Origin of the sequence: Haloferax sp. KTX1, from assembly GCF_902410085.1 — an archaeon.
GTDB lineage: Archaea > Halobacteriota > Halobacteria > Halobacteriales > Haloferacaceae > Haloferax > Haloferax massiliensis.
The window spans coordinates 780,731-804,485 of record NZ_CABPRH010000001.1 but is presented as its reverse complement, the minus strand read 5'-3'; the positions used below and the strand labels follow the sequence as shown (position 1 = coordinate 804,485).

The following is a 23,755-nucleotide window of genomic DNA, read 5'->3' as shown; positions in this document are numbered from 1 at the left end:
CCCCGAACCCGACGGCGTCCAGTCCCCGTCTCGCGCGGGCCTGTTTTTCGCCGCCGCCTCGCCCCGGCCGCTCGGGATCCAATCGCCGGCCTCGCCGTTGCTGTCGCCGTCGTCGGTGTCGGCTGCGCCGTCGGTGTCGCCCCAGTCGCCCGAACTCGCGGCGACCCACGCGCGCTCGTCGTCGCCCAGTCCGCGGACCTGCGAGGAGCGCCGGTCGAGGTCGTCGCCGGAGTTGAACGACCACGAAAGCGAGTGCCAGCGCCGAATCTTCGCCGCCACGCCGGGGTTCGTCCCCGCGGCGACGAGGTCGCGGTAGCACACCTCGCCGTCGACGATAGCGGCCGCGTCGATGTTCGCCCCGGTGAGGCACTCGGCGGTCGCCGGGCCGACGTATTTCAGGTCCCGTAGCTCGGTCGGGACGCCGTCGCTCGCGCGGTCGCCCCGCGGTCTGAGCAGGTGGGTCAGCGCCTCGTCGGGGTCCGATGGCCCCTCGTCCGGCCCGTTCGCCCGGTTCGTGTCCTCCTCGTCGCTCCGGTGCGCGTCCGAGACGGCTTCCCCTCCGTCCCCGCCCGCGTCGTCTCTGTCGTCTCTGCCGGCGTCGTTCACCCCAATCACCGTTGCATGTCCCCATTCTTGCGCCCGACTTGAGTCTTCCCGTGGTAGTCACGAGTCTGTCACTATTCCGAACGCATCGGCAAGTTTTACCTCCCCACCTCGCGCAGACCCCGACATGTACGATACCGAAGATATCGACACGGTGGGCGTCGTCGGCGCGGGAACGATGGGCAACGGCATCGCGCAGGTGGCCGCGATGGCCGGCTACGACGTGGTCATGCGCGACCTCGAAACGGAGTACGTCGAGCGCGGTCTGTCGGCCATCGACGACAGCCTCTCGCGGTTCGTCTCCAAGGAGAAACTGACCGAGGACGAGGCCGACGCGACGAAGGGGCGCGTCTCGGGGACGACCGAACTCGCGGACCTCGCGGACTGCGACCTCGTGGTCGAGGCGGCGGTCGAGAACATGGACGTCAAGCGCGAGGTCTTCGCCGACCTCGACGATATCGTGCCGGAGGGCGTCGTGCTGGCGACGAACACCAGCACGCTCTCCATCACGACCATCGCGGCCGCGACGGAGCGCCCCGAACTCGTCGTCGGCCTCCACTTCATGAACCCCGTACCGATTATGAAGGGCGTCGAGGTCGTCCGCGGCGAGAAGACCGCCGACGACGTCGTCGCGTTCGCCCACGACTTTTCGGAGGCCCTCGGCAAGGAGACGTGGGAGTCCGACGACAAGCCCGGCTTCGTCACCAACCGCATCCTCATGCCGTGGCTCAACGAGGGCATCCGCGCCTACGACGAGGGCGTCGCCTCGAAGGAGGATATCGACCGCGGCATGACCCTCGGCACGAACGTCCCGATGGGGCCGCTCACCCTCGCGGACCACATCGGCCTCGACATCTGTCTGGACGCCTCCGAGACGCTGTTCGAGGAACTCGGCGACCGCTACAAACCGGCGTACCTGCTCAAGCGCAAGGTCGCGGCGGGCGACCTCGGCAAGAAGACGGGCAAGGGCTTCTACGAGTACGACTAGGTACGACTGACGGCGCTTTCCGGCGGTCGCGGGCGTCTTCCACCGTGGGCCGCAAGGAGACGAAACTGTTGCCCCGCGAAGGGGAAGGCTATCAATCCTGAAATCCCGCGCGAACGCTTTTATGCCGTCCCGCGTGAAGGTCTCTCAATGATTACGGTCGAGAACCTGCGGAAGACCTACGGCGACTTCCCCGCCGTCGTGGGAAGCGACTTCTCGGTCGAGTCGGGCGAGGTGTTCGGCATCGTCGGCCCCAACGGCGCGGGGAAGACGACGACGCTGAAGATGCTCGCCGGACTCGTCGAACCGACCGGCGGGTCGGCCTCGGTGCTCGGATACGACCCCGAAGAGCCGGCGATGCGGCGCAAACTCGGCTTTCTCCCCGAGGAGTCGCCGCTGTACGAGGACATGACGGCGCGGTCGTACCTCCGATTCTTCGCCGACCTCTACGACGTGCCCCGCGACGTGGCCGACGAGCGAACCGGCGCGGTGCTCGACCGCCTCGACCTCGAATACCGCGACCGCCGACTCGGCGACATGTCGAAGGGGATGAAGCGAAAGGTCGCCATCGCCCGGTCGCTCGTCAACGACCCCGACCTGCTCATCTACGACGAACCGGCCAGCGGTCTCGACCCGCTGACGACGAACGTCGTCTTGGAGTTCGTCCGCGAACTCCGCGACGAGGACAAGACCGTCGTCTTCAGCGCGCACAACCTCTTTCACGTCGAGTCCGTCTGCGACCGCGTCGTCATCATGAACCGCGGGGAAATCATCGCCCGCGGGACGGTCCCGGAGATTCGCGCGGAACACGGCGAGACGACGTACCGCGTGTTCACGACCGTCCCGCTCGCGGAGACGCTCCCCGCGGACGACGAGATCGACGGCGGGGAGCGCCACGTCGCCGTCGTCGACGAGATGGCGGCCGTCGAATCGCTCCGCGAGCGCGCCGAGGCCGCCGGCGGCCGCGTCGCCGACATCCGAACCGACGAGGCGTCCTTAGAGGACATCTTCCTCCGCCTCGCTCGCGAGGCCCCGACGACGAGCGAAGCCGAGGGCGGCCGCGGGGAGGCGGCTCCCGGTTCGCGCGGCGGCGACGAGCACGAACCGCGCGTCGTCGGAGGAAACAGCCAGTCGTGACCGACCTCAGAACGCGGCTCGTCGCACACGCCCGGACCGTCCTCCGAATCGCCCGCTGGGAGGTGTCGCGCTCGGCGGGGACGCTCGACCGCCGAACCGCCGTCATCGGTCTCGTCGCCGTCATCGTCGCCGGCGGCATCGCGGCCGGCGCGGCCGGCGGTGGGGTCGCGCTCGACCGCGACCTCTACCGCGTCGGCATCGCCGGCGACAGCCCCTACTACGACGCGGTCGACCAGTCGTCGGCGCTCGACGCTCGGCCCGTCTCGGACCCGGACGTCGAACTCGTCGTCAGCGAGACGCACGTCTCGGTCGCCGACACGCAGACCGGCCGGGCCGCCTACAGCGCGTTCCGCGACGCGGTCCAGTCGTACAACGAGCGGCAGATGGCCCGCGAGGAGAACCAGTCGGCCGCGTTCCCGGTCGTCGTGGACCTCCAGTACCGCGAACGGGACGCGCTGGTCCCGACCGGGAGCCGCGTCGACGCCGGTGCAGGCGGTGGCGGCGACGCCGGGACTGCTGGCGGCGGAGCCGACGCCGGAACCGGTGGCGGCGCGTCCGGCGGCGGCGACACCGCGGGCGGGACAGCCGGCAACGGCCCGAGCGCGTCCGACGCCGCGGCGGCCGACGACGGCGGCGTCGACGCCCCGTCGCTCGGCGGGATGGCGGGCCTCTTCGGCGGCGACACCAGCGGGTCGCCGGCGAGCATCAGCCCGCCGTTCCCCTTTGCCTCGCTCGTCCTCGCGTTCGCCTTCCTCGTGCCGATGAACTTCGTGATTCAGGCGTACGGGTCGAGCGTCCTCAACGAGCGCATCAACCGCCGCGGCGAACTGCTCCTCGTCGCGCCCATCTCGCCGGGCGACATCGTCGCCGGCAAGACGTTACCGTACCTGCTCGGCACGGTCGCCATCACGGTCGCCATCGCGGCCGCGGTCGGCGGGGGCGTCGTCTCGGTGGCCGCGGTCGTCCCCGTCGGCCTGCTGTTCCTCGCGTCGACGTTCGTCGGCGCGATGTTCGCCCGCTCGTTCAAGGAGCTCACGTTCGTCACGGTGACGGTGTCGGTGTTCCTGACGACGTACACGTTCGTCCCGGCCATCTTCACGAACGTCACGCCCATCGCCCTCATCTCGCCGCTGACGCTCGTCGTCCGCGACCTCGCCGGCGAGTCGATTCCGCTCGGCGAGTTCCTGTTTTCGGTCGGGCCGATTCTCCTCGCCGCGGGCGTGCTGTTCCTGCTCGGCGTCGGCGTCTACCGCGAAGAGGACATGTTCACCCAGCGACCGGTCCCGCTGAAGTTCCTCGACGCGCTCGACAGCCGCATCTCGCGGGCGCGCTCCGTGGCGACCCTGTCGGCGCTGTCGATTCCGTTCGTCTTCATCGCCGAACTGCTGGCCATCGCGGTGCTTTTCGTCCTCCCGATAGACCTGACCGTCCCGCTTGTCCTCCTCGCGGTCGCAATCGTCGAGGAGCTGGCGAAGAGCCTCCACGTCCTCGCCGCCTTCGAGAAGGCGCGGTTTTCCCGGACGCTCCGGTCGTCGCTCGTCCTCGGCGGGCTCTCGGGGCTCGGCTTCTTCGTCGGCGAGAAGTTCACCGCCATCGCCCAACTCGCCGGATTGCAGTCGCTCACCCTCGGACAGACCGCCTTCGCGCCCTCCGGCGTCGGCATCGCCGACGGGACCGGCGTGAGCGCCCTCGTCGTCCTCGGCCTGTTTCTCGCGCCGCTGGCGCTCCACGCGGTGACCGCCAGCGTGACCGCCCTCGGGGCGAGTCGCGGGCGCTCGGCCTACGGCGTCGCGCTCGCGGGTGCAATCGCCATTCACCTCGTCTACAACCTTCAGGTGGTGAGCGCCCTTGGGTAGCCCGCGATTCGCCATCGCCCGCCGCGAACTCGGCAGTCTCCGCAAGGAAAAGACCATCGTGCTGGCGCTGGCCATCCAGCTGTTCGTCGCGGCGTTCTCGTCGTTCCTCGTCGTCGGTCTCGTCTCGCTGTACGACCCCGGCGCGGCGAGCTATCAGGTGGACGTGGCCGTCACGGGCGACGAGGAGGCCGTCGAGGACCTGCTCCGAGCCGTCGGAACCGAAGACGGACTCAGCGGGCGGCCGTACGCCTCCTCGTCGGACGCGCTGACGGCGTTCCAACAGCGGGAGGTCGATGCCGTCTTAGAGGCCTCGACGGGCGAGGACGGTAGGATACGAATCGCGGCGATCGCGCCCGACTCGGGTGTGGAGACGACGGCGGTCGTCGTCCGCCTCCGCGACGCGCTCCGCGAACTGGAGCGCACCGAGCGCGCGGAGCGGAGCGCCTCCCTCGCCACGGACCCGCTTTCCCTCCCGCCGGCGGCGGAGTCGAGCCCGTACTTCGGCTTCACCTACACGGTGCTCGTTCCGCTGCTGCTGTTCCTGCCCGTGTTCATCTCCGGGTCGCTGGTGGTCGATTCGCTCGCCGAGGAGGTCGCCCGCGGGACGCTCGAACTCCTGCGGGTCGCGCCCGTGAGCTTCGCGGCCGTCGTGGACGGAAAGCTCCTCGCGGCCGGCGGGCTAGCCCCGGTGCAGGCGATCGCGTGGATGTTGCTCCTCCGGCTCAATGGGACCGTCATCGAGAGCGTGCCGTGGCTGTTCGGCATGGTCGCCGGGCTCTCGGCGGTCGTCGTCACCCTCGGCGCGGCGGTGGCGATTACCTCGCCCGACCGACGGGTGGCACAGCTCCTGTACTCCATCGGCGTGCTCCTCGTCTTCGCGGGCACGTCGCTTCTGCCGCTGAACCCCGCGAACACGGCCGCGCGACTGGCGCTCGGAACCGCGGGCGTCGGCGCGAAGGCCGCCGTCGCGGGGCTGGTCTTCGTCGGCGTCGTCGGGCTCGTCGGCCTCCGAATCCTCGTCGACCGCGTGGACCCGAACGAACTCGGCTGAGGCTGTCGCCCCGTTTTCCAACCCCCGCGCGTTCGGGCTCCGCCGACACCGCACCGGAAGTCGTACAAGCCCCGAGTCCGAGAGGCGACACATGCCACTCGGAGGAACCGCGAAGAAGCTCCAGAAGGTCGCAGAGATGGCCGAAGACGTGTACAAGAAGCTCAACGAACTGCGCGAGCAGGTCGTCGAGGTCCGCGAGACGGTCAACGAGACGAAGTCGCGCGTCGACCGCCTCGAAGCCGAGAACGCCGAACAGCGGGCGATTCTCGAAGCCATCGCGGAGGAACAGGGCGTCGACCTCGACGCCGCCATCGCGCAGGCGCACATCTCCGAGGCCGAGGAGGACGCGGCCGGAGACGAGACCGAGACCGTCGCCGACGACGCGTCTGAGTCCGACGCCGACACGTCGAGTGACGCCGCTACCGACGAGGCGTAACCCGACCCAACTCCCGTTTCCGTTCCCGTCTGTATCTTCGTCGCTCTCCGCGCTCTTTCGGTCTCGCACTACCGCGCACAGCCTCGGCCTCCCGAGGGGACCGTCTTCGGCCGGCACGAAACACCCCGACGGGGACCCGGCCCTCGACGGGCGACAACGGGATGAAAACGTTCAGGGTACGGGGCAACTTTTGCCCACGTATGACCACGCACCGCGAACCCCTCGACTCGGTGCTCGACGCCGTCGGCGAGACGCCGCTCGTCAGAGTCCACGCGTCGCCCGCCGAGGTGCCCGTCTACGCGAAGCTCGAATCGTTCAACCCGGGTGCGAGCGTCAAGGACCGCATCGGGACGTACATGCTCGAACGGATGCTCGAATCGGGCGAACTGCCCGAAGGTGGCACCATCGTCGAACCGACCGCCGGCAACACCGGCATCGGGCTGGCCGTCGCGGCCGGGCAGCTCGGCGTCCGCGCGGTGTTCGTCGTCCCCGAGCGGTTCAGCGTGGAAAAGCAGACGCTCATGCGCGCGCTCGGAGCCGACGTGGTGAACACGCCCACCGAAGACGGGATGGGCGGCGCGATCGACCGCGCGCACAAGCTCGCCGACGAACTCGACGACGCCGTTGTCCCCCAGCAGTTCGCCAACCCGCTCAACCCCGAGGCGCACTACGAGACGACCGCGCCCGAGATATACGACGCGCTCGACGGCGCGGTCGGCGCGCTCGTCGCCGGCTGCGGCACCGCGGGCACGCTCATGGGGATAGCGCGGTACGGCCGCGAGCGCAACGAAGACACGTTCGTCACCGCGGTCGAACCCGAGGGGTCGCTGTACGCACAGCTCCACGGCCGCGACGTGGCGGAGGCGTCGTACAAGACCGAGGGCATCGGCACGCACGACCCCGCGACCAACGAGCTGTTCGACCCCGAACTGGTGGACGAAATCGTCCAAATCGGCGACCGCGACACCCACGCCGAGATGCAGCGCCTCGCCGCGGAGGAGGGCCATCTCGTCGCGTCGAGCGCCGCCGCCAACTCGCTGGCCGCAATCGACGTGGCCGAGCGCGCCGCCGCCGGCGACCTCGACCTCCCGTACGACGCCGTCGTCACGGTCTTTCCCGACTCCTCGGAGCGGTACCTCTCGAAGGGCGTCTACGGCGACTTCGAGTCGTGGGAAGGGTAGCAAAGGCCGGTCGGAAGCCGGCCCCGGCCGAACCGCCGGTTCGGCAGAGGCTCAGGCGAGCCGCGAGTGCTCGACCTTGAAGCACCGGTCCTGAACGAACGAGAGCCCCGCCTCCTCGGCGCGGGCGGCCGCGTCGTCGTCGCGGATGCCGAGTTGGAGCCAGACCGCCTTCAGGTCGCCCCGGTCGGCCGCGCGGTCGATTGCGGCGTCGACGATGTCGCCCGCCTCCTCGGACGGTCGGAACACGTCGACGATATCGACGTCTTCGTCCACGTCGGCGAGCGAGTCGTACGCCGTCTCGCCGAGAATCTCGTCGTGGAACGGGTTGATGGGGACGACGCGGTAGCCCTGTCTCTGTATGTACGCCGGGACGTCGTGGGCGGGCTTGCCGGGCGTGGCCGAACAGCCGACGACCGCGACGGTCTCGGCGTCGAACAGCGCGCGGATGTCGTCGTCGTTAGTGATGGGCATACCTACGACGTGGCCGGCTGCGGATAAAAACGTCAGGCGGCTGTGCGACGCGGCCGCCGTCTCGACGCCCACAGTCGTCGTCTCGGCGGTCGCCGACGCGAGCGGAGCCGACTAGTGGTCGGCGATGCGGATGTCCGGCGGCGCGTCCTCGTGGGTCGTGATGATGCCGTCGAACAGCTGTTTGATGGTGTTCATCGTCCGGTCGTCGTGGGCGTCGGCGTCGATGGTGAACAGGCCGAGGCCGCCCACGCTCTGGATGCGGCCGGTGAACACGTGGAGGAACCGGAAGACGGTCTGGAGGTCGGCGTACATCAGGAGCGTCGACAGCGAGTGGAGCATGATGCGGTTCCCCGGAAGCCCACGGTCCTGGTAGTACTCCTGGAGAATCTCCGAGAGTTTGATCCCGATTCCGGTCATGTCGACCGGCGACGACGTGTATCGGATTCGCTCGTCGTCGCGGACCTCGCCGACGCCCTGCTGTTTCGTGACGCAGTCGACGACCGCGACGGGTTTGCCCTCGTAGTCGAGTCGCTTGCCGAAGTCCGAGAGGATGCGGTCCGCGCCGTCTTTGGTCGTGACGATGACTGACCCCTCGCCATTTCGAGTCCCTGCCGCGAGGATGTCGAGCGCCAGCGAGCGCTTCCCGGTCAACGGCGGTCCGACGAGGAGGAGGTTCGTGCCCGGTTCGACCTCGACGTCGAGATCAGCGCCCAGGTTATACATGCAGGTACCTCGGCTCGATGTCGTCGACTCCGAGGAATGCACTCGCCTGACGCTTCCGCTCGCCGGGGGTCATCGGATAGTACGACCATACAGTGAGCCGGTAATATTCTTTTTGATTGGAGGATCGAACACTTCCGGTTCACGGGGTGTTCCCCGGGAACTGACCGGTCGCTCGGTCCCGGCGTTTATAACAGTCCCCCCGCCGGTCCCATCGCCCGTCCGAGGATGAACGCGAACGCCGCGAGGAACATCCCGTGTTTGAGTCGACGCTGGGCCGCGGCGGGGTCACTGAACGACCGGGCGGCGGCGACGAGCATGAGCGCGTCGGCGGGGACAACCACACCGAGGTATGCCAGTCCGAACTCGCCCCAGACGAACGGCACCGCGCTCGCGCCGACGGCGACCGCGAGGACGACCGCACCCAGCCACAGCGACGCCGCCTCGCCGACAACGATGGGGAGCGTCCGAAGTCCCTCGGCTCTGTCGCCGTCGATGTCTTCGACGTCCTTGACGATTTCGCGGGTCAGCGTCGCCAGCCCGGCGAGCACACAGAGGACGGCCGCGCCCAACGGCTCGCCGATGGCCGCGCCGCCGAACAGGAACGTCGAGCCGGTGAGCGCGGCGACGACGACGTTGCCGACGCCGGGGAGGCCTTTGAAGAACTCCGTGTACGCGAGGAGCGCGACGAGGTTGACCACGGCGATGGCGATGGCGACGACCGGCAGCACGAGCGCCGAGACGACCGCACCGCCAAACAGCGCAACGCTGAACCACTTGGCCTCGGCGGCGCTCATCGCCCCCCGAGGAATCGGCCGGTCAGGTCGGTTGATACGGTCGATTTCGCGGTCGAAGTAGTCGTTGATGGCGTTCCCCGCTCCCGTGGCGAATACGGTGGCGAGCATCGCTGCGACGACGACGACCGCGTCGCTGGGGGTCGCCCCCGCGACGAACGCCCCGGTGAACGTGAGCACGCCCGCGGCGACGGCGTTTCCCGGTCGGGTGAGTTCAACGAACCCGCGCGCCCGCGCTCCGAGAGACATACCCCGTACTGTTCGGAGGTCGGGTATAAATCGCGCGGAGTCGCCGCCTCGAATCAATCCATTTAAAACAGTCCACGACAGACGAAGTGATGTAGGGCGCTTAGCTCAGTCTGGACAGAGTGCTTGGCTTCGGACCAAGTTGCCGTGGGTTCAAATCCTGCAGCGCCCATGATTCTTCTGCATGGTACAAATCCAATAGACGCATCGGTGGGTTCTTTCATACCCTGTCTCGCTGATGACGGTTGATTCCGTGTTGTTACGGGCCGCCATCGCAGTCTGCCGATTCTACAAAACCAAACAACGGACAGACTGGACCCGGATGCCGGTGCGCGGCGGGGAGGCCCATCAGGGCGCACACCCAAACCTATCCGTCTCGTCGTGGAACGAACCACTCATGAAACCGTATCCGTCGACGCCGCACCTCGCAGATGCTCCCGAGGAGTTGCTGTCGAGTGGTCACCTATGGCTTCGCGAGTACGTCGTTGGACCTCGGTTGCGGTTTCAGATGGCCCCGTCCGGGCGTCTGTTCTTCGGGGACCGGGACCGAGTCTTCGACGACGTGCCGCCGCCGTACGAATGCGCCGTTCGGCACGTTCGTGAGCGGTTCGACCGCGACGCGTTTCACGACGCGGTCGGCGACCCGGAGGCGTACGTCTTCTTCGGCGTCGCGCCCTGTAACGTCGGTCTCGACTACGACTGGGAGCGACTGCCGCCGGTTCTCGGCTGGGCCATCTGGAACGAACCCAACGAGCGACTCCTCCCCATCGACAAAGCCGAGCGAGTGTTCGAACGGCTGGGTCTGACGTCGGTAAACACCTTCCAGAAGGAGTTGAACGTCCGGGATTTTCACCCCGACCGATTCGACATCCCCGACTCCGCGTGGTACGACGGCCCCGCCGCAGGGGTCGTCATCGAAAACCGACGCGGTGGACGCGCACGTATTCAAGAGCTCTCCGGGGACGGGATGGACGACCACGAACCGATACGAGGAGAGCCGAACGAGATCGCCGACGACCTCATAACCGACACACGGCTCCACCGAGCTATCGAAGCCGCCGAAGCGTCGCGGAAGTCGCCCACGACCGCCGACGTTCACGCACGCGTGTTCGAGACAGTTGTTCGAGAGGAGTACGCTCGACTCGACCGGAGTCGCGTCGATTGGGAGACGTTGCGGTCGGCAGTCGGGTCGGTCGTCGCCGAGAAACGCAGTACGCTAACTGAAGATTGAACTGCCAGTCGGTCCGCTCTCGGCTCCCGCGGAACGACTCTGACCGTGGCCGAGCGCGCGCAGTCACCGACCATCGCGCTCAGGTACGAACTCCCCTCGTACTTCTCTCGGTCGGCGTCGTCGATACGGTCGTGTATCGGTCCGTCGACCGCCTCGAAGGCGACTTCTTTGGTCGTGTCGTTGACTTCGATTCGCCCCGCGACAGCAGTCGGTTCTCTTTCCGGTAGGTCGGAGCAATCTCGTCGCTATCGGAGAAGACAACGTCTGTAACTCTTTTGGGAGTACTGCCGTCCGAAAAGCTCGTTTAAGCCGTCGGGGCGAGTCAGCAAGCGTCCGAGCCGACGCCGGGCGACGTCGACACGCGACCGCGACGAGTTAGTTCGACGCGGGCTCGTCGTCGCGGCCGTCGCCGGGCGTGAGGATGATCTTCCCGCGGGCGTGTTTCTCCTCGCTCAGTCGGTGGGCTTCCTTCGCCTCCGAGAGCGGCAACACCGTGTCGAGCGTCACCGAGACGGTGCCGTCTGCGAGTAACTCGGTGATGGCTTCGAACCAGTCTCCGTTCCAGCGGACGTTCGTCATGATCGCTTCGACGCCCTGGTCGTCCGCCAGGTCCTGTTGCTCGGGTGTCGGCGGGCTCGGAAGCTTGTCGATGATACCACCTTCGTTCAGGATTTCGAGGGACCGGTCGAACGTCTCACCGCCGACGCCGTCGACCACGCCGTCGACCGGGTCGAGCACTTCTTCGAAGCGCTGTTCGCGGTAGTTGACGAACTCGTCGACGCCGAGCTCGCGGAGGTACTCCTCGTTCGACCCCGAGGCGGTGCCGATGACGTGGAGACCCTGCTGTTTCGCGAACTGGACGGCGAAGTGACCCACACCGCCGGCCGCGGCGTGGATGAGAACGCGGTCGCCGGCTTCCACGTCGACTGCATCCAGCGCCTGCCACGCGGTCAGCGCCGCCATCGGGACGCCGGCCGCTTCCTCGAAGCTGAGCGACGCCGGTTTCCGCACGAGCTCGTCTGCCGGCGCGGTGACGGCTTCGGCGTACGCGCCGCCGCCGTACTCGAACTCGAGGAGGCCGTACACCTCGTCGCCGACTTCGAGGTCGCTCACGTCGGAGCCGACCGCGTCGACGACGCCGGCGGCGTCCCAGCCGACCGTCCACGGGAGTTCGTCGCGCTCGACCAGGCCTTTCCGCGTCATCCAGTCGACCGGGTTCACGCCGGCGGCGCGCACCCGCACGCGAACTTCGTCGGGGGCCGGTTCCGGCTCGTCTACGTCTTCGTACCGGAGGACATCCGGGCTACCGTACTCGTGAATACGTACTGCTTTCATGGGTGGGACGTATCTCAAAGAGGCGCAGAAGCTCCCTGAACTCGGCGCTATCTACAAAGTATTTTTAAATACTGACGCGCGTCGTCCGCCACCCGGGCGGCCACCGCGCGGCTCCGAGACGGCGGCCGGGGTCGCAAACGGGCAGCCGGTGGCGGAGTTAGGGTTGGGCCGGGTTCAGTTTCGGTCGCGGCGGTAGGTTAGCGCTCCGAGGCCGGGCCGTACTCCTCGTCGCTGACGTGTTCTAACCAGGTGACGGCCTCGCCGTCCTGTTCTTCCTGGATGGCGATGTGGGTCATCGCGTTGTCCGGCGTCGCGCCGTGCCAGTGCTTTTCGCCCGGCGGGAACCAGACCACGTCGCCCGCGCGAATCTGTTTGATCTCTCCGCCTTCGCGTTGGACGAGGCCGCACCCGCTCGTCACGACCAGTCGCTGGCCGAGGGGGTGCGTGTGCCACGCAGTGCGCGCGCCCGGCTCGAATGTGACGCTCGCCGCGGCCGCGCGGGCCTCGTCCTGAGAGTCGAACAGGGGATCGATTCGGGTGTCTCCCGTGAAGTATTCCTCGGGTCCTTCGACGGACGGGTTCGTGCCGGCTTCGGTGATTTCCATGGTAGACTCATTCGTCAGTTGTGTGTCGTACGACTTGGTTTCGATGCTATCTAGAAGGGGCGTTTAAATGCGGTCGTCAGTTCGGCGTTCCGGCCGTCAGCACACGAAGACAGGCTCGCCGTTATCTGCTGGCCGTGTTGACCTGCGACTGCGAGCCGAGCGCGGAGGTGAGAAGCTGACGCTCGCCGCGGCGGAGGAGACTCGACATCGACGGTTGCGAGATGTCCATCTCTTGGGCGAGCTCTTCGGTCGAGACCTGTCGCGGACTCTCGTAGTACCCCCGAGAGATTGCGAGCGTCAACGCCTCCTGTTGGCGGTCGGTCAGCCCGTACTGCGATGACTCGTCGCGTTCCCGCGGGTTCTGCGTGATGGAGATGAGCTCGATGGAGATGCCGTACTCCTCACAGCGGGTCCGCATCCCGTTGAACGCGTTGTAGTTCTGAAAGAGCTTCTTTTCGTACCACCCCTCCGGCGTGACGACCGTCCGCTCCATCTGGGTCGCGGTGAACCGCTCGGGGGCGAACGCTTCCGAGACGACGTCGTCGAGTTCGATAGTGGTCTGGAAGACGTCTTTGCCGCTCGCGCGGCCGAGCGCGTCGACGGCGACGACTTCGTCGAACGCGAGGAGATCGGTCTCGGACACGTCCGCCTCGGGCTCGACGTAGACCATGAAGACCCGGGAGTTCCCCTCGTGACAGAGCCCGTGTACGCACTCGACCTGGTTCGACGGGACCGATTGTGCGAGGCTGACGAACGGCAGCGCAGACGAGCGAATAACGATCTCTGTAGTGATAGTCACGAGACCGAGATAGGTTCTGTTCGAAGATAACTGTCCGGGTGTGTCCCGGTTGGGACGACCGTCTCGCGTCCCAACGGGGGCGTCACTCGCTGGAACGTACGTCGGGCTGACGGTGCTTCGACGGCTCGTCTCGGAGGTTCCCCCTCACGTTCCAAGCTCGCCGCCCCGTCGGACTTCACAACCCAAACTCGCGCCGCGCCGAACCCCCGATTCTGCTAGGCACAACCCAGTTAGGGATGGCTCCCCTCATATCCAACCACATGGATCGGACCGAATACGCGATCCTCACGGCCATCGCGCTCGCGACGGTTGGACTCGGCGTGTTCACGACGCAACAGCCGCTCGGGACGTTCCTCGTCGAGAGCGCCCGAGAGGCGCTTTCGACCACCGCGGCCATGGCGTGGGTGACGTGGTGGGCGCTCGTCGTCGGCTTCGCCATCGCCGGCGGCGTCGAGGCGTGGACCTCCGGCGAGGAGGTCTCGGAGCTACTGGAGGGCCACGGCCCCCGCGAAATCGGCTACGGCTCGCTGTTCGGCTTCGTCTCCTCGTCGTGTTCCTACAGCGCCATCGCCACCGCGAAGAACCTGTTCAAGAAGGGCGGGTCGGCGGCGGCGACCCTCGGGGCGTTCATGTTCGCCTCGACCAACCTCGTCATCGAAATCGGCGCGGTCATCTGGATTCTGCTCGGCTGGCAGTTCCTCGTGGCCGACATCCTCGGCGGGTTCATGCTCATCGGGCTGATGGCGTTCGGCTTCGTCTACCTCGTGCCCGACGAGGTGGTCGAACAGGCCAGACAGAACGTCCAAGAGGAGGGGTCCGAGACCGTCCGCGACCCCGTCTGCGGGATGGAAGTCGACCCCGACGAGACGGAGTACTCCGTCGAACACGACGGGCGGACGTTCTACTTCTGTTCGAAGTCGTGCAAGGAGAGCTTCGACCCCGAGGCGGCCAACACGACGGTTCGGGAGCGGGCCACGTCGCTGTCGGGGTGGAAGGCGCTCGCCGACAAGCAGTGGAAGGAGTGGGGGATGCTCTGGGACGAAATCGCCATCGGCTTCGTCTTCGCCGGCCTCATCGCCGGGTTCATCCCCGAGGCGGTGTGGACCTCGGTGTTCTCGGGGCCGACGTTCGGCCTGCCGGTGTACGTCTTCTGGACCGCGGTCCTCGGGGCCGTCATCGGCGTCGCCACCTTCGTCTGTTCGGTCGGGAACGTCCCGTTCGGGGCGGTGCTGTTCTCGAACGGGCTGCCGTTCGGGAGCGTCCTGAGCTACATCTACGCCGACCTCATCGTCCCGCCCATCATGGACGCCTACCGCGAGTACTACGGGACCAAGTTCGCGGCGATGCTCTCGGGGATGATATTCGTCGCGGCGGTGCTGACCGGCGTGGTCATCCACTTCGTCTTCCTCGGCGCGGGGCTCATCCCGTCGCCCGAGAGCGTCCAAATCGCCGAGGTGAGCATCGAGGCGGACTACAAACTCGTGTTGAACGTGTTCGCCACCGGCCTGTTCGGCGTCCTCTACTGGCTCCACCGCTCGGACTCGGTCGGAAACGAGGGACACGGCGGCCACGGCGAGGCGGCGCAGGCCGGCGACTGAACCGGCGACTCGACGCTCGGCGTGCGACGCGCAAAATATGAAGCCGGGTTCCTCGGACCCGCCGAAGCGTCTCAGGCTTACGCTTCGAGGTGTTCGATGCCCTGTTTCGAGACGTTCGCCCGGGTGACGTAGTCGTCCATCCACTCGGGTGCGTCGTCGTCTTTCTCCTCGGTCCACGCCCAGCCCTCGTAGACGTGGACCCGGTCGGTCCCGCGCTCGCGGAGCCTGAGCGTCGCCTTCCCGTCGATGTCGTCGGGGCTCGCGGCGGGGTGGAGCCGTCGGGCGGCTTTCAGCGCCGCCTGCCGGGGATACGTTCCGCTGAACACGCTCGTCTCCTCGCCGTCTTCGACGAGGACGAAGTTTCGCTTGCCGTCTTCTCGTACCATGCCTATCTGTAGCACGCACTCCGAATTAGTAGTTCGTATCGCCGCGGGGGCGCGCCGCACCTTCGAACGGGGCCGACGGCACCGACTCAGACCGCGTTCACAACAGCGCGTCGAGTCGCGCCCGGTGGAAGTCGACCGCGGCCGCCCCGGTCCGCTCGGGGTAGCCGGGGCGGGTCACTTCACCCGCCGAATCGACCGCCGAGCGGACGACGGCGGCGACCCGGTAGGCCGGCGGCACAGACGGGAGCGGTCGGACCGACTCGTAGCCGGCGCGGAACGCCCGACGGAGCGGCGCGCCGTCTTCGACGTACCAGTCGGCGACGAGGTGTTCGACCTTGGCGACGGCGAGCCCCGGCGCGGCGGCTATCGGTCGTCCCCAGTCGAGCACGGCCGAGACCCGCTCGCCGGCGACGAGCGCGTTCCCGGGTCTGAAGTCCCACGGGTAGAGGTGCGACGGCGGGTTCACGGGGAGTGAGGCGGCCGCGACGGCCTCCTCCAACTGCTCTCGAACCCCGTCGAACGCGGGCGGGAGCGCGGCGATTCCCTCGCGGGCGTAGGCGGCGAACCACGCTTCCCAGTCGTCGTCGCCGGCGCTCACGGCGTCGAACCCGCGGACCGGTTCCGACTCGAACTCGGCCGCGCTCCCCCCGTCGGCCCGCCGTCTCCCGCGGGCCGGGCGACCGAGCCGACCGTAGCCGTCGAAGGAAAACCGCTCGTGGAGTTGGCCGAGGCCGACGCCGAACGACCGGGCGACGCGTCGCTGAGCCGCCGAATCGAGCGAGACGAACCGCTCGTGGAGTTCGTCGCCCGGGGCGCGCTCGGCGACGACGTAGCCGACCCCGTCGAGCGCGCCCGACGCGAGGACGCGCGGGACCGGAATCGTCGTGCGCTCGCGGACGGCCCGAGAGAGCGCGGCTTCGAGGGCGAGCGCCGCGGCGTCGGCCGCGGTCTGGACGACGACTTCCCCGCCGTCGGCGAACGTCGCGACCGCGGTCCGCTTGTGGTTCCCGTTCGGGACGCGGGCCGTCGCCGCGACGCGTCGCTCGGGGAACTCGCGGGCGAGTACGCGCTCGACGGGGTTCATGGGACCACGCTAGGGGCGACGCGAACAAAGGTCCAGCGGACGCGGACCGGGCGTCGATGACCACCCCGACGCCGCGGGAGCCGAGTCACGGGCCGCCGTCCAGAATCGCCGGGAAGTCGGCGAGCGACCGGAGGACGTACGCCGGCGCGCGCGACCCGGCGTCTGGGGCGCTCGGGGCGTCCGCGCCGTCCGCGCCGTCCGCGTCGCCCGCCCCCGTTTCGACCGGGCACCACGCGGCGTCGAGGCCGGCGCGGTGGGCACCGTCCACGTCGAACTCCAGCGAGTCGCCGACGTGGAGGCTCGCGTCCGCCCGGACGTCGAGGGCTTCGAGCGCCCGGTCGAACGGGTCGGGGTGAGGCTTTCGCCGCGGCATGTCGCCCGCGAAGACGACCGCGTCGAACGCGTCGACGATGCCGAGCGCGTCGAGTTTGATAGACTGCCGTCGCTCGGGTCCGTTGGTGACGAGGCCGACCGGCCCGTGGTCGCGGGCGGCGTCGAGCGCGGCCTCGGCACCCGGTCGGAACGAGACCGCCGAGTGGTCGACCGTCTCGACGAACCCGCGGGCGAGCGCCCGAACGTCGACGCCCTCGCGGTCGTGTTTCGCCGCGACGCGCTCGAAGCCGTCGGCGAGGTAGCCCTCGTGGTCGTCGTGGTCCGGCGGGCCGTCGAGGGCGGCCCAGAGGTCCGACGGCTCGCCGAAGCGGTCGAGGCCGGCGGCGTCGAACGCGCCGGCGTAGATGGTCTCGCCGCGCTGGTCGTTCGTACAGAGCGTGTTGTCGAGGTCGAAGAGAATCGCGTCGAAGGAAGTCACATTCGCTCTTGGCGCGGCGGCGATAAAACGTCGTCCACGAGTGACGCCGGCCGCGACGGTGGCCAGACGCCGCGAGCCGCGGGTAGTCTCAGACCCGCCTCAGAAGCCCTTGCCGAGCAGTTCGCGGGCGATGATGTTCTTCTGAATCTCCGTGGTTCCCTCGTAAATCTGCGTGATTTTCGCGTCGCGGTAGAGCCGTTCGACGTCGTGGTCGTTGACGAAGCCGGCCCCGCCGTGAATCTGGACGGCCTCATCGGCCACGTCGGTGGCGACGTTCGAGGCGAACTCCTTGGCCATCGACGCGAGCGCGGTCAGTCGGTCCTCGTCGTTGTCGACGCTCCACGCCGACTTGTAGGTCAACTGCCGGGCGGCCTCGGTCGCGGTGTGCATCTCCGCGAGCTTGTGTTGAATCGCCTGGAAGTCGCCGATGGAGCGGCCGAACTGCTCGCGCTCTCCGGCGTAGTCGAGCGCCCGCTCGCAGGCTCCCTTTGCGATGCCGACCGCCTGCGCGGCCACCGCGGTCCGCGTCTCGTCGAAAAACTGCATGAGCTGGAGGAAGCCCATCCCCTCGGTGCCGACGAGGTTCTCCGCGGGCACGCGCACGTCGTCGAAGACGAGTTCGGCCGTGTCGCTGGCGCGGATACCCATCTTCCCGGTTATCTTGTCGGCGGCGAAGCCGTCGCGGTCGGCCTCGACGATGAGCTGCGAGAAGCCCGCGTAGCGGTCGTCCGCCTCGGGGTCGGTCCGGCACATGACGACGAAGTAGTCGCCGACGCTCCCGTTCGTAATCCACATCTTGCTGCCGTTTATCACCCACTCGTCGCCGTCCTTCTCGGCGCGGGTGCGCACCGAGGTCACGTCGGAGCCCGCCTGCGGCTCGCTGATGGCCGCGCCCATGACGGACTCGCCCTCCGTAATCGGCGGCAGGAAGCGCTCTTTCTGGTCGTCGGTGCCGAAGCTGATGATGGCCTCCGCGCCGAAGCCGGCGCTCGTTATGCAGAGCCCGATACCGGGGTCGACCGCGAACAACTCCTCGGTGACGAGGGCGTTCTCCAGCGAGGAGTAGCCGACGCCGCCGTACTCGACGGGGAAGTGCGCCCCCGTCAGCCCCATCTTCGACGCCTCGCGGACGATGTCCGCGGGGTACCGCTCCGCCTCGTCGTACTCGCCCGCGACGGGCGCGATTTCGTTTTCGGCGAACCGCCGGACCTCCTCGCGGATGGCCCGCTGTTCGTCCGAGACCGAATAGTCCATGATTGATTATCATATACGTGGGCGATAACAGTTGTGACACCGAGGAAAACGTGCGTCGAGTTGATTCTGTGGTCGGGGCGTCAGTCGGTCGAACACGCCAACCCAGTCGGCCAAGCCGGTCGGCTCAGTCGGCGGCCTCGACGGTCGCCAGCGGGAGTTCGATGACGAAGACGCTCCCCCGCGGGTCGTTGTCCTCGATGTGGACGGTGCCGCCGAAGTTCGAGACGATGGTGTCGACGAGGTACAGGCCGGTCCCGGTGCCGGGGCTTTCGAGTCCCTTCGCGCCCTTCCCGAAGACGACCGCCTTCCGCTCGTCGGAGATGCCGGGGCCGTCGTCGGCGATGCGGACGCTGACGCGCTCGCCGTCCGCGGTGCCCGCGACGGCAATCGACGGTTCGTCGCGGTCGCTGTGGACGACCGCGTTCTTCAGGACGTTCACGAACACCGAGTCGAGCAGGTCGTTGGCGAACACCGTCGCCGACGGGAGGTCGCCGACCGCGAACGTCGCGTTCGGATAGGCCTCACGCACGTCTTCGACGGCCTCGCGGACCGCGTCGCCGACGTCGAGCGGTCTGCGGCGCTCGTCGTCGTTCGTCGCGCGCATCAGCTGTCCGAGCACGTCGGTGAGGTCCACGGTGTTGAGCGCTCGCCGGAGCGCGGTCTCCAACTGCGACCGCGCCTCGTCGGACAGCGGCTCGTGGGTGAGAACGATGTCGATGTACGCCGTCACGAGCTGCATGTCGTTTCGGATGTCGTGGCGGACGATGCGGTTGAGCACCTCCAGTTCGTCGTTTCTCGACTCCAAGGCGAGTTCGTAACGCTTCCGCGGCGTCACGTCTCGGACGGAGACGACCCACCCGATCGAGTCGCCCCCTCGGCCGAGCGGGATGCGCGTCAGTTCGACGTAGCGCTCGCCGGCGACGAGCGCGTCGCACGTCGGGGCGTCGCCGGCGAGGTCGCCGTAGTTCGGGACAGCCTCGCTCGCCGGGCGGCCGAGAAGCGGGCCGTCGGCTCCCAACAGCGGGCGGACGTGGTCGTTGACGTGGACGACGACTTCGTCGGCGTCGAGGACGACGAGCCCGTCGGTCGAGTGCGCGCCGGCGGCCGCGTAGGCGAGCGGGAGGATGTCGAGGAGCTTGTAGCGGTAGACGGCGATGCCGAACGTCACCGAGGGGACCGCGAGCGAGGCGGGAATGAGGTTGACGCCGCCGGCGAGCGGCGGCGCACCGGTGAGTTCGAGCGCGGCGACGACCGACGGCACGACCATCCCGACGAGGAGGAGCGTCGCCTGCGTCCGGTAGGGGCGGTCGAGTTCGACGGCGTACTGGCCGATGACGCCGAGCCCGAGGAACAGAAGCACGAAGCCGTAGACGAGGCCGAACACGCTCACCGGGCCGTCGGTGACGGAGAGCGTCGTCACGCCGTCGACGGTCGACAACTGCCAGCCGGTGTAGCCCAGCTCCAGCGGGTTGGTAAAGAGGACGACGAGGAACACCGCCGGGACGACGTACAGCGACGCGACGACGTAGCGGTCGAGCAGTTCCCGGCGGCCGGTGTACGCGAGGGCGAAGACGAAGAACGTCGGCGCGGCCGTCATCGCGCCGACGTGGAGGAGCTTGTACGCGAACAGTTTCGCGCCGGGGTCGACGAGGAGCAGTTTGACGGCCGTCGTCGCGGTCCAGAAGGCGACGGCCGCCGTCAGCACGGCGAACGAGACGACGGTCGGGTTCCGCCCGCGGCGGCGGACGAACCGGACCGCGTACGCCGAGAGGACGGCGGCGACGACCGCCGCGAAGACCATCGGGTAGGCGTAGGCCGTGTACTGCCAGTTCATCGCGCGCCTCGTTCGTCAGTCACGGTCCGAACCGTGACTCCGCTGGCGCAGTCTCAGTCGTGCCCGGCATCGTAGACGATAGCCGGAGATACTCCGCCATCGGATAAAGAACTTCTCTGGAAGTGACCGCTCTCCGGCGCGGTCCTGCTGTCAGCGCCGCGTCAGGCGTGCAGTTCCTCGTCGACGAGGTCGACCGCCCGCGAAATCGCCCCGACGGAGGTGAGATGTCCCGCCCCGACGGTGGCTTTCATCGCCTTCGCGGCCTTCCCGCGGAAGATGCTCGGGCCGACCTGCGCGACCGCACCGTCGCCGACCGAGACGATCCAGCCGGGGACTTCGAAGCGGTAGGGATCGGGCCGCGGCGCGAAGTCGTTCTCGCCGCCGTCCGTCTCGAAGGCGACCTGCGCCGCGATGTTGCCGGCGACGGTCTTCGCCTCGCGGAGCGCCGCGGAGGCGCTCGCCGGCACGGGTTCGCCGTCGGCGTCGACGGCGCGGGCCGCGTCGCCGACGACGAACGTCCGCCCGTCGAGTCGGAGGTCCGCCCTGACGGCGGGGCGCTCGCCGCCCATCGCCTCGTCGCCGGCGATGCCGCCGGTCCAGACGAGCAGGTCGTAGTCGATATCGCCGGTGTCGGTCCGGACGGTCGCGTCAGTCACCGACTCGACGGTCGTCTCGGTCCGAATATCGACGCCCCTGTCGAGGAGTTCGTCGCGGACCGCCCGCTGGAACGACTCGTCGAACGACGGCGCGACGGCGTCCAGTTGCTCGACGAGGACGATATCGGCGTGCGCGTCCTCCTCGTCGCGGAGCGCGGCGAGTTCGCCCGCGACCTGCACGCCCGACAGCCCCGCGCCGCCGACGACGACGGTCCCGCCGTCGTCGCAGTCGTCGAAAAAGCGGTCGCGGATGGCCTTCGCGTCCGCGACGCGCTTCAGCGGAACCGAATGCGATTCGAGGCCGGGGATGCCGTAGTAGGCGGTCTCAGCGCCCAGACAGACCGCGCAGTAGTCGTAGTCGAGGGCGTCGCCCGCGGCCAGTTCGACGGTCCGCGCGTCGCGGTCGACGCCGGTCACGCGGTCGACGACGACCTCGGCGCGGTCGAGCGCCTCGTCGAGGGGGACCCGAATGGCGTCGGCGACCGCCGGCCGTCGAATAGCGCGGTGGACTTCGTGTTGGACGAGGTGGTGCGGGGCGTCGTTCACCACGGTCAGGTCGGCGTCGGCGGGGAGTCGGCGTTCGAGGTCGCGGGCGAGCGTGAGGCCCGCGTACCCGGCACCGAGAACCAGGACACGCATGACTGACGGGTGGGGCGCGAGCGAAAAGAGGGTGACGGCGGGCGCGGGGCGCGGCGGTCGGCCGACCGCTCAGAACAGCGCCTCGGACTCGTCGAGCACCTCGGCGGGGCCGCCGACGCCCCACACGTCGGTCTCGACGCCGCAGTCGGAAACGGCCTCCTCGACGCGGTCGACGTGCTCCTCGGTCGTGTTGACGTAGACGCTCGCGCCGGTGTCGGTCGAGAAGTAGACCGGCACGTCCTCCTCGTTCCGGAGCCTGCGGACGGCGTTGAAGACGGCGATGGTGCGCGGTTGCCAGTAGACCCAGCCGGCGGGGCCGGTCATCGTCGTCGCCGCGAGCGACAGCGAGTCGTGTTCGGCGAGCTCGAAGGCGGCGTCGAAGTCGGCGTCGTACAGCGCGTCGCGCATGTCGTCTATCTGGGCGTGGATGTGGGCCATCCGCGCCTGGAACATGTGGCTGTCGGCGGCCTCGGCGTGGGCCTGCTCGGTCTCCTTGTAGGCGGGGACGTGCGCGGCGACGATGCGCAGGTCGTCTTCGAGGTCGGTCTCGATGCGCTCGGAGCGGCAGTCGGTGTCGTTCATGCCCGAGTAGAGGTGCGAGACCGCGCCCGTGACGGCGCGGGCGGCGGACGCCGACCCGCGGCGGGCGATGGTCGAGACTTCGGGGCGCGTCATGTCGAGGCCGGCCGCCTCGGCGAGGGCCATCGCGGCGGCGGCGAACCCGGACGCCGACGAGCCGAACCCGATGTTCGAGGGGAAGGAGTTCTCGCTTTCGAGGCGGACGCGGTGGTCGAAGTCGGCCAGTTCGCGGACCCGGTCGACGACGGCTCGGATGCGCTCCGCGCCGCGGCCCTCGACTTCCTCGCCGCCGATGACGTAGACGTCCTCGTCGGCGTCGGGGAGGAACTCGACGGTCGTCTTCGTGTGGCTCGGGGCCGTACAGACGCTGATGCTGTCGTGGTACGGCATTCGGCGCTCCGTGTCTCGCATCCCGTGATACTTCACGAGGCCCTGAATCGGGTGGGCCTTGGCGGTGGCCTTCATGTTCGAACGCCCGTCGGACTCGGGGTTAAACGTCCCGATAGGCGTCGGCTCCGGCGGCTCACGGAACGAATCGGTCGGAAATCGAGTGCGCGTCGGCGGGACGGCCGGCGCGGGTCGGTCGCAATCGGTGCGCAGGAAGGACGCACGGTCTCCCTCTCCAGCGGGAGACGGTCGAGTTCGATGCAGTCAATCGCTCGGTCGGTTACGTTGGTTGTCGTATCGTGGTCAAGTAGCTGGATTCGCTTCGTTTGGTTGGTTTGGTCGGGTTCGGTGCGAGTGGTTCGTTGCTGTTCGTCGCGTCGTCTGCTCTGTCGCCTACTCTGCGGACTCGGATTCGTGTCCTCGCTCCCAGACGTTCGTGACGCTCTCGCCTGTCGGCGGCGTGTGGCTGACGTCTCGCATCGTCTTCGGGCGGTCACTCGTGTTGCTCATGTGTTGCCTTGGTAGTTGCTACCACGCTTCATGGATAAAGATTTCGGCGATGTTATATTACGACTTATTAGCATACTAGGGCGTATGAGGGGTGCGTCGAATCGGACCCGAACGCGCGTGGAGCGAACGCCTGAGGGGCGGCGACTGGTCGTCTCCCGGCGGATTTCGGCTCCCGCGGCGGCGGCGTGGGACGTGTTGGTGTCGGTCGCCGACTGGCCCGACTGGGGGCCGAGCGTGTCGGACGTCCGCGGCGTCGACGGGCGAATCGAGGCGGGCAGTCGCGGCGAGGTCCGCGTCGCCGGCGTCTGGGTCCCGTTCAGCATCGAGACGTGCGACGACGAGGTCCGTCGGTGGACGTGGCGCGTGGCCGGCGTTCCGGCGACGGGACATCGCGTGACCCCCGTCGGTCTCGACCGCTGTGCGGTGGCGTTCGAAGTCCCGGTGCTCGCGGGGCCGTACGCCGCGGTCTGTGCAGTCGCGCTTCGCAGAATCGAGCGACTCGCGGCGCGGCGGCTCTCGGGGGAGCCGCCGTCGGGTGAAAGAGACCCCGAGTGAGTGACCCCGAAA

24 protein-coding genes, 1 tRNA gene and 1 pseudogene are annotated in these 23,755 nt (G+C 68.3%); 11 read left to right on the top strand and 15 right to left on the bottom strand.

Annotation, left to right across the window (positions count from 1 at the left end):
* Positions 1–606, bottom strand: a 606-nt coding sequence (locus FY251_RS04190) for a helix-hairpin-helix domain-containing protein (protein WP_148413605.1), incomplete at its 3' end; no start/stop codon positions are given.
* Positions 607–730: 124 nt separating this feature from the next.
* Between FY251_RS04190 and FY251_RS04185 the strand changes: the two genes are divergently transcribed.
* From FY251_RS04185 to FY251_RS04160, 6 genes are all read left to right on the top strand, one after another.
* Entirely contained in the window at positions 731–1,591 is an 861-nt protein-coding gene (locus tag FY251_RS04185) for a 3-hydroxyacyl-CoA dehydrogenase family protein (RefSeq protein ID WP_148413574.1), read from the top strand.
* A 147-nt stretch (positions 1,592–1,738) separates the two neighbouring features.
* A complete protein-coding gene (locus FY251_RS04180; RefSeq protein WP_148413573.1) occupies positions 1,739–2,725 on the top strand; it encodes an ABC transporter ATP-binding protein in 987 nt (328 codons plus the stop codon).
* Positions 2,722–4,581, top strand: a complete 1,860-nt coding sequence (locus FY251_RS04175; RefSeq protein WP_148413572.1) for an ABC transporter permease — start codon at positions 2,722–2,724, stop codon at positions 4,579–4,581. The genes FY251_RS04180 and FY251_RS04175 overlap by 4 nt, the downstream gene beginning before the upstream one ends.
* The gene (locus FY251_RS04170; protein WP_148413571.1) at positions 4,574–5,632 is read left to right on the top strand and encodes an ABC transporter permease; all 1,059 of its coding nucleotides are present in this window, start codon (positions 4,574–4,576) and stop codon (positions 5,630–5,632) included. The genes FY251_RS04175 and FY251_RS04170 overlap by 8 nt, the downstream gene beginning before the upstream one ends.
* A gap of 91 nt (positions 5,633–5,723) precedes the next feature.
* Positions 5,724–6,068: a DUF5798 family protein gene (locus FY251_RS04165; RefSeq protein WP_148413570.1), complete on the top strand. Its 345-nt coding sequence runs from the start codon at positions 5,724–5,726 to the stop codon at positions 6,066–6,068.
* Between the two features lie 200 nt (positions 6,069–6,268).
* Entirely contained in the window at positions 6,269–7,249 is a 981-nt protein-coding gene (locus tag FY251_RS04160; RefSeq protein ID WP_148413569.1) for a PLP-dependent cysteine synthase family protein, read from the top strand.
* 51 nt (positions 7,250–7,300) lie between these two features.
* On the opposite strand, the gene FY251_RS04155 is transcribed toward FY251_RS04160, so the two are convergent.
* Positions 7,301–7,720, bottom strand: a complete 420-nt coding sequence (locus FY251_RS04155) for a CoA-binding protein (protein ID WP_148413568.1) — start codon at positions 7,718–7,720, stop codon at positions 7,301–7,303.
* Here FY251_RS04155 and FY251_RS23040 point away from each other — a divergent pair.
* Positions 7,713–7,835: a hypothetical protein gene (locus FY251_RS23040; protein WP_255516591.1), complete on the top strand. Its 123-nt coding sequence runs from the start codon at positions 7,713–7,715 to the stop codon at positions 7,833–7,835. The genes FY251_RS04155 and FY251_RS23040 overlap by 8 nt on opposite strands.
* Here FY251_RS23040 and FY251_RS04150 read toward each other — a convergent pair.
* Both FY251_RS04150 and FY251_RS04145 read right to left on the bottom strand, forming a co-directional pair.
* Positions 7,832–8,443 (bottom strand): recombinase RecA, encoded by a 612-nt coding sequence (locus FY251_RS04150; RefSeq protein ID WP_148413567.1) that lies wholly within the window; start codon positions 8,441–8,443, stop codon positions 7,832–7,834. The two genes, FY251_RS23040 and FY251_RS04150, sit on opposite strands and share 4 nt — an antisense overlap.
* Positions 8,444–8,628: 185 nt before the next feature.
* Positions 8,629–9,483 carry a geranylgeranylglycerol-phosphate geranylgeranyltransferase gene (locus tag FY251_RS04145; RefSeq protein WP_148413566.1) on the bottom strand — a complete coding sequence of 285 codons (855 nt, stop codon included), beginning with the start codon at positions 9,481–9,483 and terminating at the stop codon, positions 8,629–8,631.
* A 94-nt stretch (positions 9,484–9,577) separates the two neighbouring features.
* Here FY251_RS04145 and FY251_RS04140 point away from each other — a divergent pair.
* Positions 9,578–9,652: transfer RNA gene (locus tag FY251_RS04140), tRNA-Arg, on the top strand.
* 336 nt (positions 9,653–9,988) lie between these two features.
* On the top strand, positions 9,989–10,711 hold the full coding sequence (locus tag FY251_RS04135; protein ID WP_148413604.1) for a hypothetical protein: 723 nt from the start codon (positions 9,989–9,991) through the stop codon (positions 10,709–10,711).
* Between the two features lie 47 nt (positions 10,712–10,758).
* Here FY251_RS04135 and FY251_RS04130 read toward each other — a convergent pair.
* From FY251_RS04130 to FY251_RS04115, 4 genes and pseudogenes are all read right to left on the bottom strand, one after another.
* Positions 10,759–10,902, bottom strand: a pseudogene (locus FY251_RS04130) (DUF2255 domain-containing protein); the annotation flags it as partial.
* 184 nt (positions 10,903–11,086) lie between these two features.
* Entirely contained in the window at positions 11,087–12,046 is a 960-nt protein-coding gene (locus tag FY251_RS04125; RefSeq protein ID WP_148413565.1) for an NADP-dependent oxidoreductase, read from the bottom strand.
* 197 nt (positions 12,047–12,243) lie between these two features.
* Positions 12,244–12,651, bottom strand: coding sequence for a cupin domain-containing protein (locus tag FY251_RS04120; RefSeq protein WP_148413564.1), 408 nt, complete (start codon positions 12,649–12,651; stop codon positions 12,244–12,246).
* A gap of 121 nt (positions 12,652–12,772) precedes the next feature.
* Positions 12,773–13,450, bottom strand: a complete 678-nt coding sequence (locus FY251_RS04115; protein ID WP_148413563.1) for a helix-turn-helix domain-containing protein — start codon at positions 13,448–13,450, stop codon at positions 12,773–12,775.
* 260 nt (positions 13,451–13,710) lie between these two features.
* Between FY251_RS04115 and FY251_RS04110 the strand changes: the two genes are divergently transcribed.
* A complete protein-coding gene (locus FY251_RS04110; protein WP_148413562.1) occupies positions 13,711–15,048 on the top strand; it encodes a permease in 1,338 nt (445 codons plus the stop codon).
* Between the two features lie 77 nt (positions 15,049–15,125).
* On the opposite strand, the gene FY251_RS04105 is transcribed toward FY251_RS04110, so the two are convergent.
* The 7 genes from FY251_RS04105 to mvaD form a co-directional block, all read right to left on the bottom strand.
* Positions 15,126–15,434: a non-histone chromosomal MC1 family protein gene (locus FY251_RS04105; protein ID WP_042662490.1), complete on the bottom strand. Its 309-nt coding sequence runs from the start codon at positions 15,432–15,434 to the stop codon at positions 15,126–15,128.
* Between the two features lie 97 nt (positions 15,435–15,531).
* On the bottom strand, positions 15,532–16,518 hold the full coding sequence (locus tag FY251_RS04100; RefSeq protein ID WP_148413561.1) for a phosphotransferase: 987 nt from the start codon (positions 16,516–16,518) through the stop codon (positions 15,532–15,534).
* 85 nt (positions 16,519–16,603) lie between these two features.
* Positions 16,604–17,329, bottom strand: a complete 726-nt coding sequence (locus tag FY251_RS04095; RefSeq protein WP_148413560.1) for an HAD family hydrolase — start codon at positions 17,327–17,329, stop codon at positions 16,604–16,606.
* 99 nt (positions 17,330–17,428) lie between these two features.
* On the bottom strand, positions 17,429–18,583 hold the full coding sequence (locus tag FY251_RS04090; protein ID WP_148413559.1) for an acyl-CoA dehydrogenase family protein: 1,155 nt from the start codon (positions 18,581–18,583) through the stop codon (positions 17,429–17,431).
* Positions 18,584–18,707: 124 nt separating this feature from the next.
* Positions 18,708–20,417, bottom strand: coding sequence for a histidine kinase N-terminal 7TM domain-containing protein (locus FY251_RS04085; protein WP_148413558.1), 1,710 nt, complete (start codon positions 20,415–20,417; stop codon positions 18,708–18,710).
* 161 nt (positions 20,418–20,578) lie between these two features.
* A complete protein-coding gene (locus FY251_RS04080) occupies positions 20,579–21,712 on the bottom strand; it encodes an NAD(P)/FAD-dependent oxidoreductase (RefSeq protein WP_148413557.1) in 1,134 nt (377 codons plus the stop codon).
* A gap of 69 nt (positions 21,713–21,781) precedes the next feature.
* Entirely contained in the window at positions 21,782–22,756 is a 975-nt protein-coding gene (gene mvaD / locus FY251_RS04075) for a phosphomevalonate decarboxylase MvaD (protein ID WP_148413556.1), read from the bottom strand.
* A 516-nt stretch (positions 22,757–23,272) separates the two neighbouring features.
* On the opposite strand from mvaD, the gene FY251_RS04070 reads away from it, so the two are divergent.
* A complete protein-coding gene (locus tag FY251_RS04070) occupies positions 23,273–23,743 on the top strand; it encodes an SRPBCC family protein (RefSeq protein WP_255516590.1) in 471 nt (156 codons plus the stop codon).
* The last annotated feature ends 12 nt before the right edge of the window (positions 23,744–23,755 follow it).

Excerpts from the sequence above, each read along its gene's own strand:
- FY251_RS04120 (WP_148413564.1), bottom strand. The coding sequence starts at position 12,651 with ATGGAAATCACCGAAGCCGGCACGAACCCGTCCGTCGAAGGACCCGAG.
- FY251_RS04070 (WP_255516590.1), top strand. The coding sequence starts at position 23,273 with ATGAGGGGTGCGTCGAATCGGACCCGAACGCGCGTGGAGCGAACGCCT.
- FY251_RS04125 (WP_148413565.1), bottom strand. The coding sequence starts at position 12,046 with ATGAAAGCAGTACGTATTCACGAGTACGGTAGCCCGGATGTCCTCCGG.
- FY251_RS04135 (WP_148413604.1), top strand. The coding sequence starts at position 9,989 with ATGGCCCCGTCCGGGCGTCTGTTCTTCGGGGACCGGGACCGAGTCTTC.
- FY251_RS04180 (WP_148413573.1), top strand. The coding sequence starts at position 1,739 with ATGATTACGGTCGAGAACCTGCGGAAGACCTACGGCGACTTCCCCGCC.
- FY251_RS04160 (WP_148413569.1), top strand. The coding sequence starts at position 6,269 with ATGACCACGCACCGCGAACCCCTCGACTCGGTGCTCGACGCCGTCGGC.
- FY251_RS23040 (WP_255516591.1), top strand. The coding sequence starts at position 7,713 with ATGGGCATACCTACGACGTGGCCGGCTGCGGATAAAAACGTCAGGCGG.
- FY251_RS04155 (WP_148413568.1), bottom strand. The coding sequence starts at position 7,720 with ATGCCCATCACTAACGACGACGACATCCGCGCGCTGTTCGACGCCGAG.
- FY251_RS04085 (WP_148413558.1), bottom strand. The coding sequence starts at position 20,417 with ATGAACTGGCAGTACACGGCCTACGCCTACCCGATGGTCTTCGCGGCG.
- mvaD (WP_148413556.1), bottom strand. The coding sequence starts at position 22,756 with ATGAAGGCCACCGCCAAGGCCCACCCGATTCAGGGCCTCGTGAAGTAT.
- FY251_RS04145 (WP_148413566.1), bottom strand. The coding sequence starts at position 9,483 with ATGTCTCTCGGAGCGCGGGCGCGCGGGTTCGTTGAACTCACCCGACCG.
- FY251_RS04185 (WP_148413574.1), top strand. The coding sequence starts at position 731 with ATGTACGATACCGAAGATATCGACACGGTGGGCGTCGTCGGCGCGGGA.
- FY251_RS04080 (WP_148413557.1), bottom strand. The coding sequence starts at position 21,712 with ATGCGTGTCCTGGTTCTCGGTGCCGGGTACGCGGGCCTCACGCTCGCC.
- FY251_RS04150 (WP_148413567.1), bottom strand. The coding sequence starts at position 8,443 with ATGTATAACCTGGGCGCTGATCTCGACGTCGAGGTCGAACCGGGCACG.
- FY251_RS04090 (WP_148413559.1), bottom strand. The coding sequence starts at position 18,583 with ATGGACTATTCGGTCTCGGACGAACAGCGGGCCATCCGCGAGGAGGTC.
- FY251_RS04110 (WP_148413562.1), top strand. The coding sequence starts at position 13,711 with ATGGATCGGACCGAATACGCGATCCTCACGGCCATCGCGCTCGCGACG.
- FY251_RS04105 (WP_042662490.1), bottom strand. The coding sequence starts at position 15,434 with ATGGTACGAGAAGACGGCAAGCGAAACTTCGTCCTCGTCGAAGACGGC.
- FY251_RS04165 (WP_148413570.1), top strand. The coding sequence starts at position 5,724 with ATGCCACTCGGAGGAACCGCGAAGAAGCTCCAGAAGGTCGCAGAGATG.
- FY251_RS04100 (WP_148413561.1), bottom strand. The coding sequence starts at position 16,518 with ATGAACCCCGTCGAGCGCGTACTCGCCCGCGAGTTCCCCGAGCGACGC.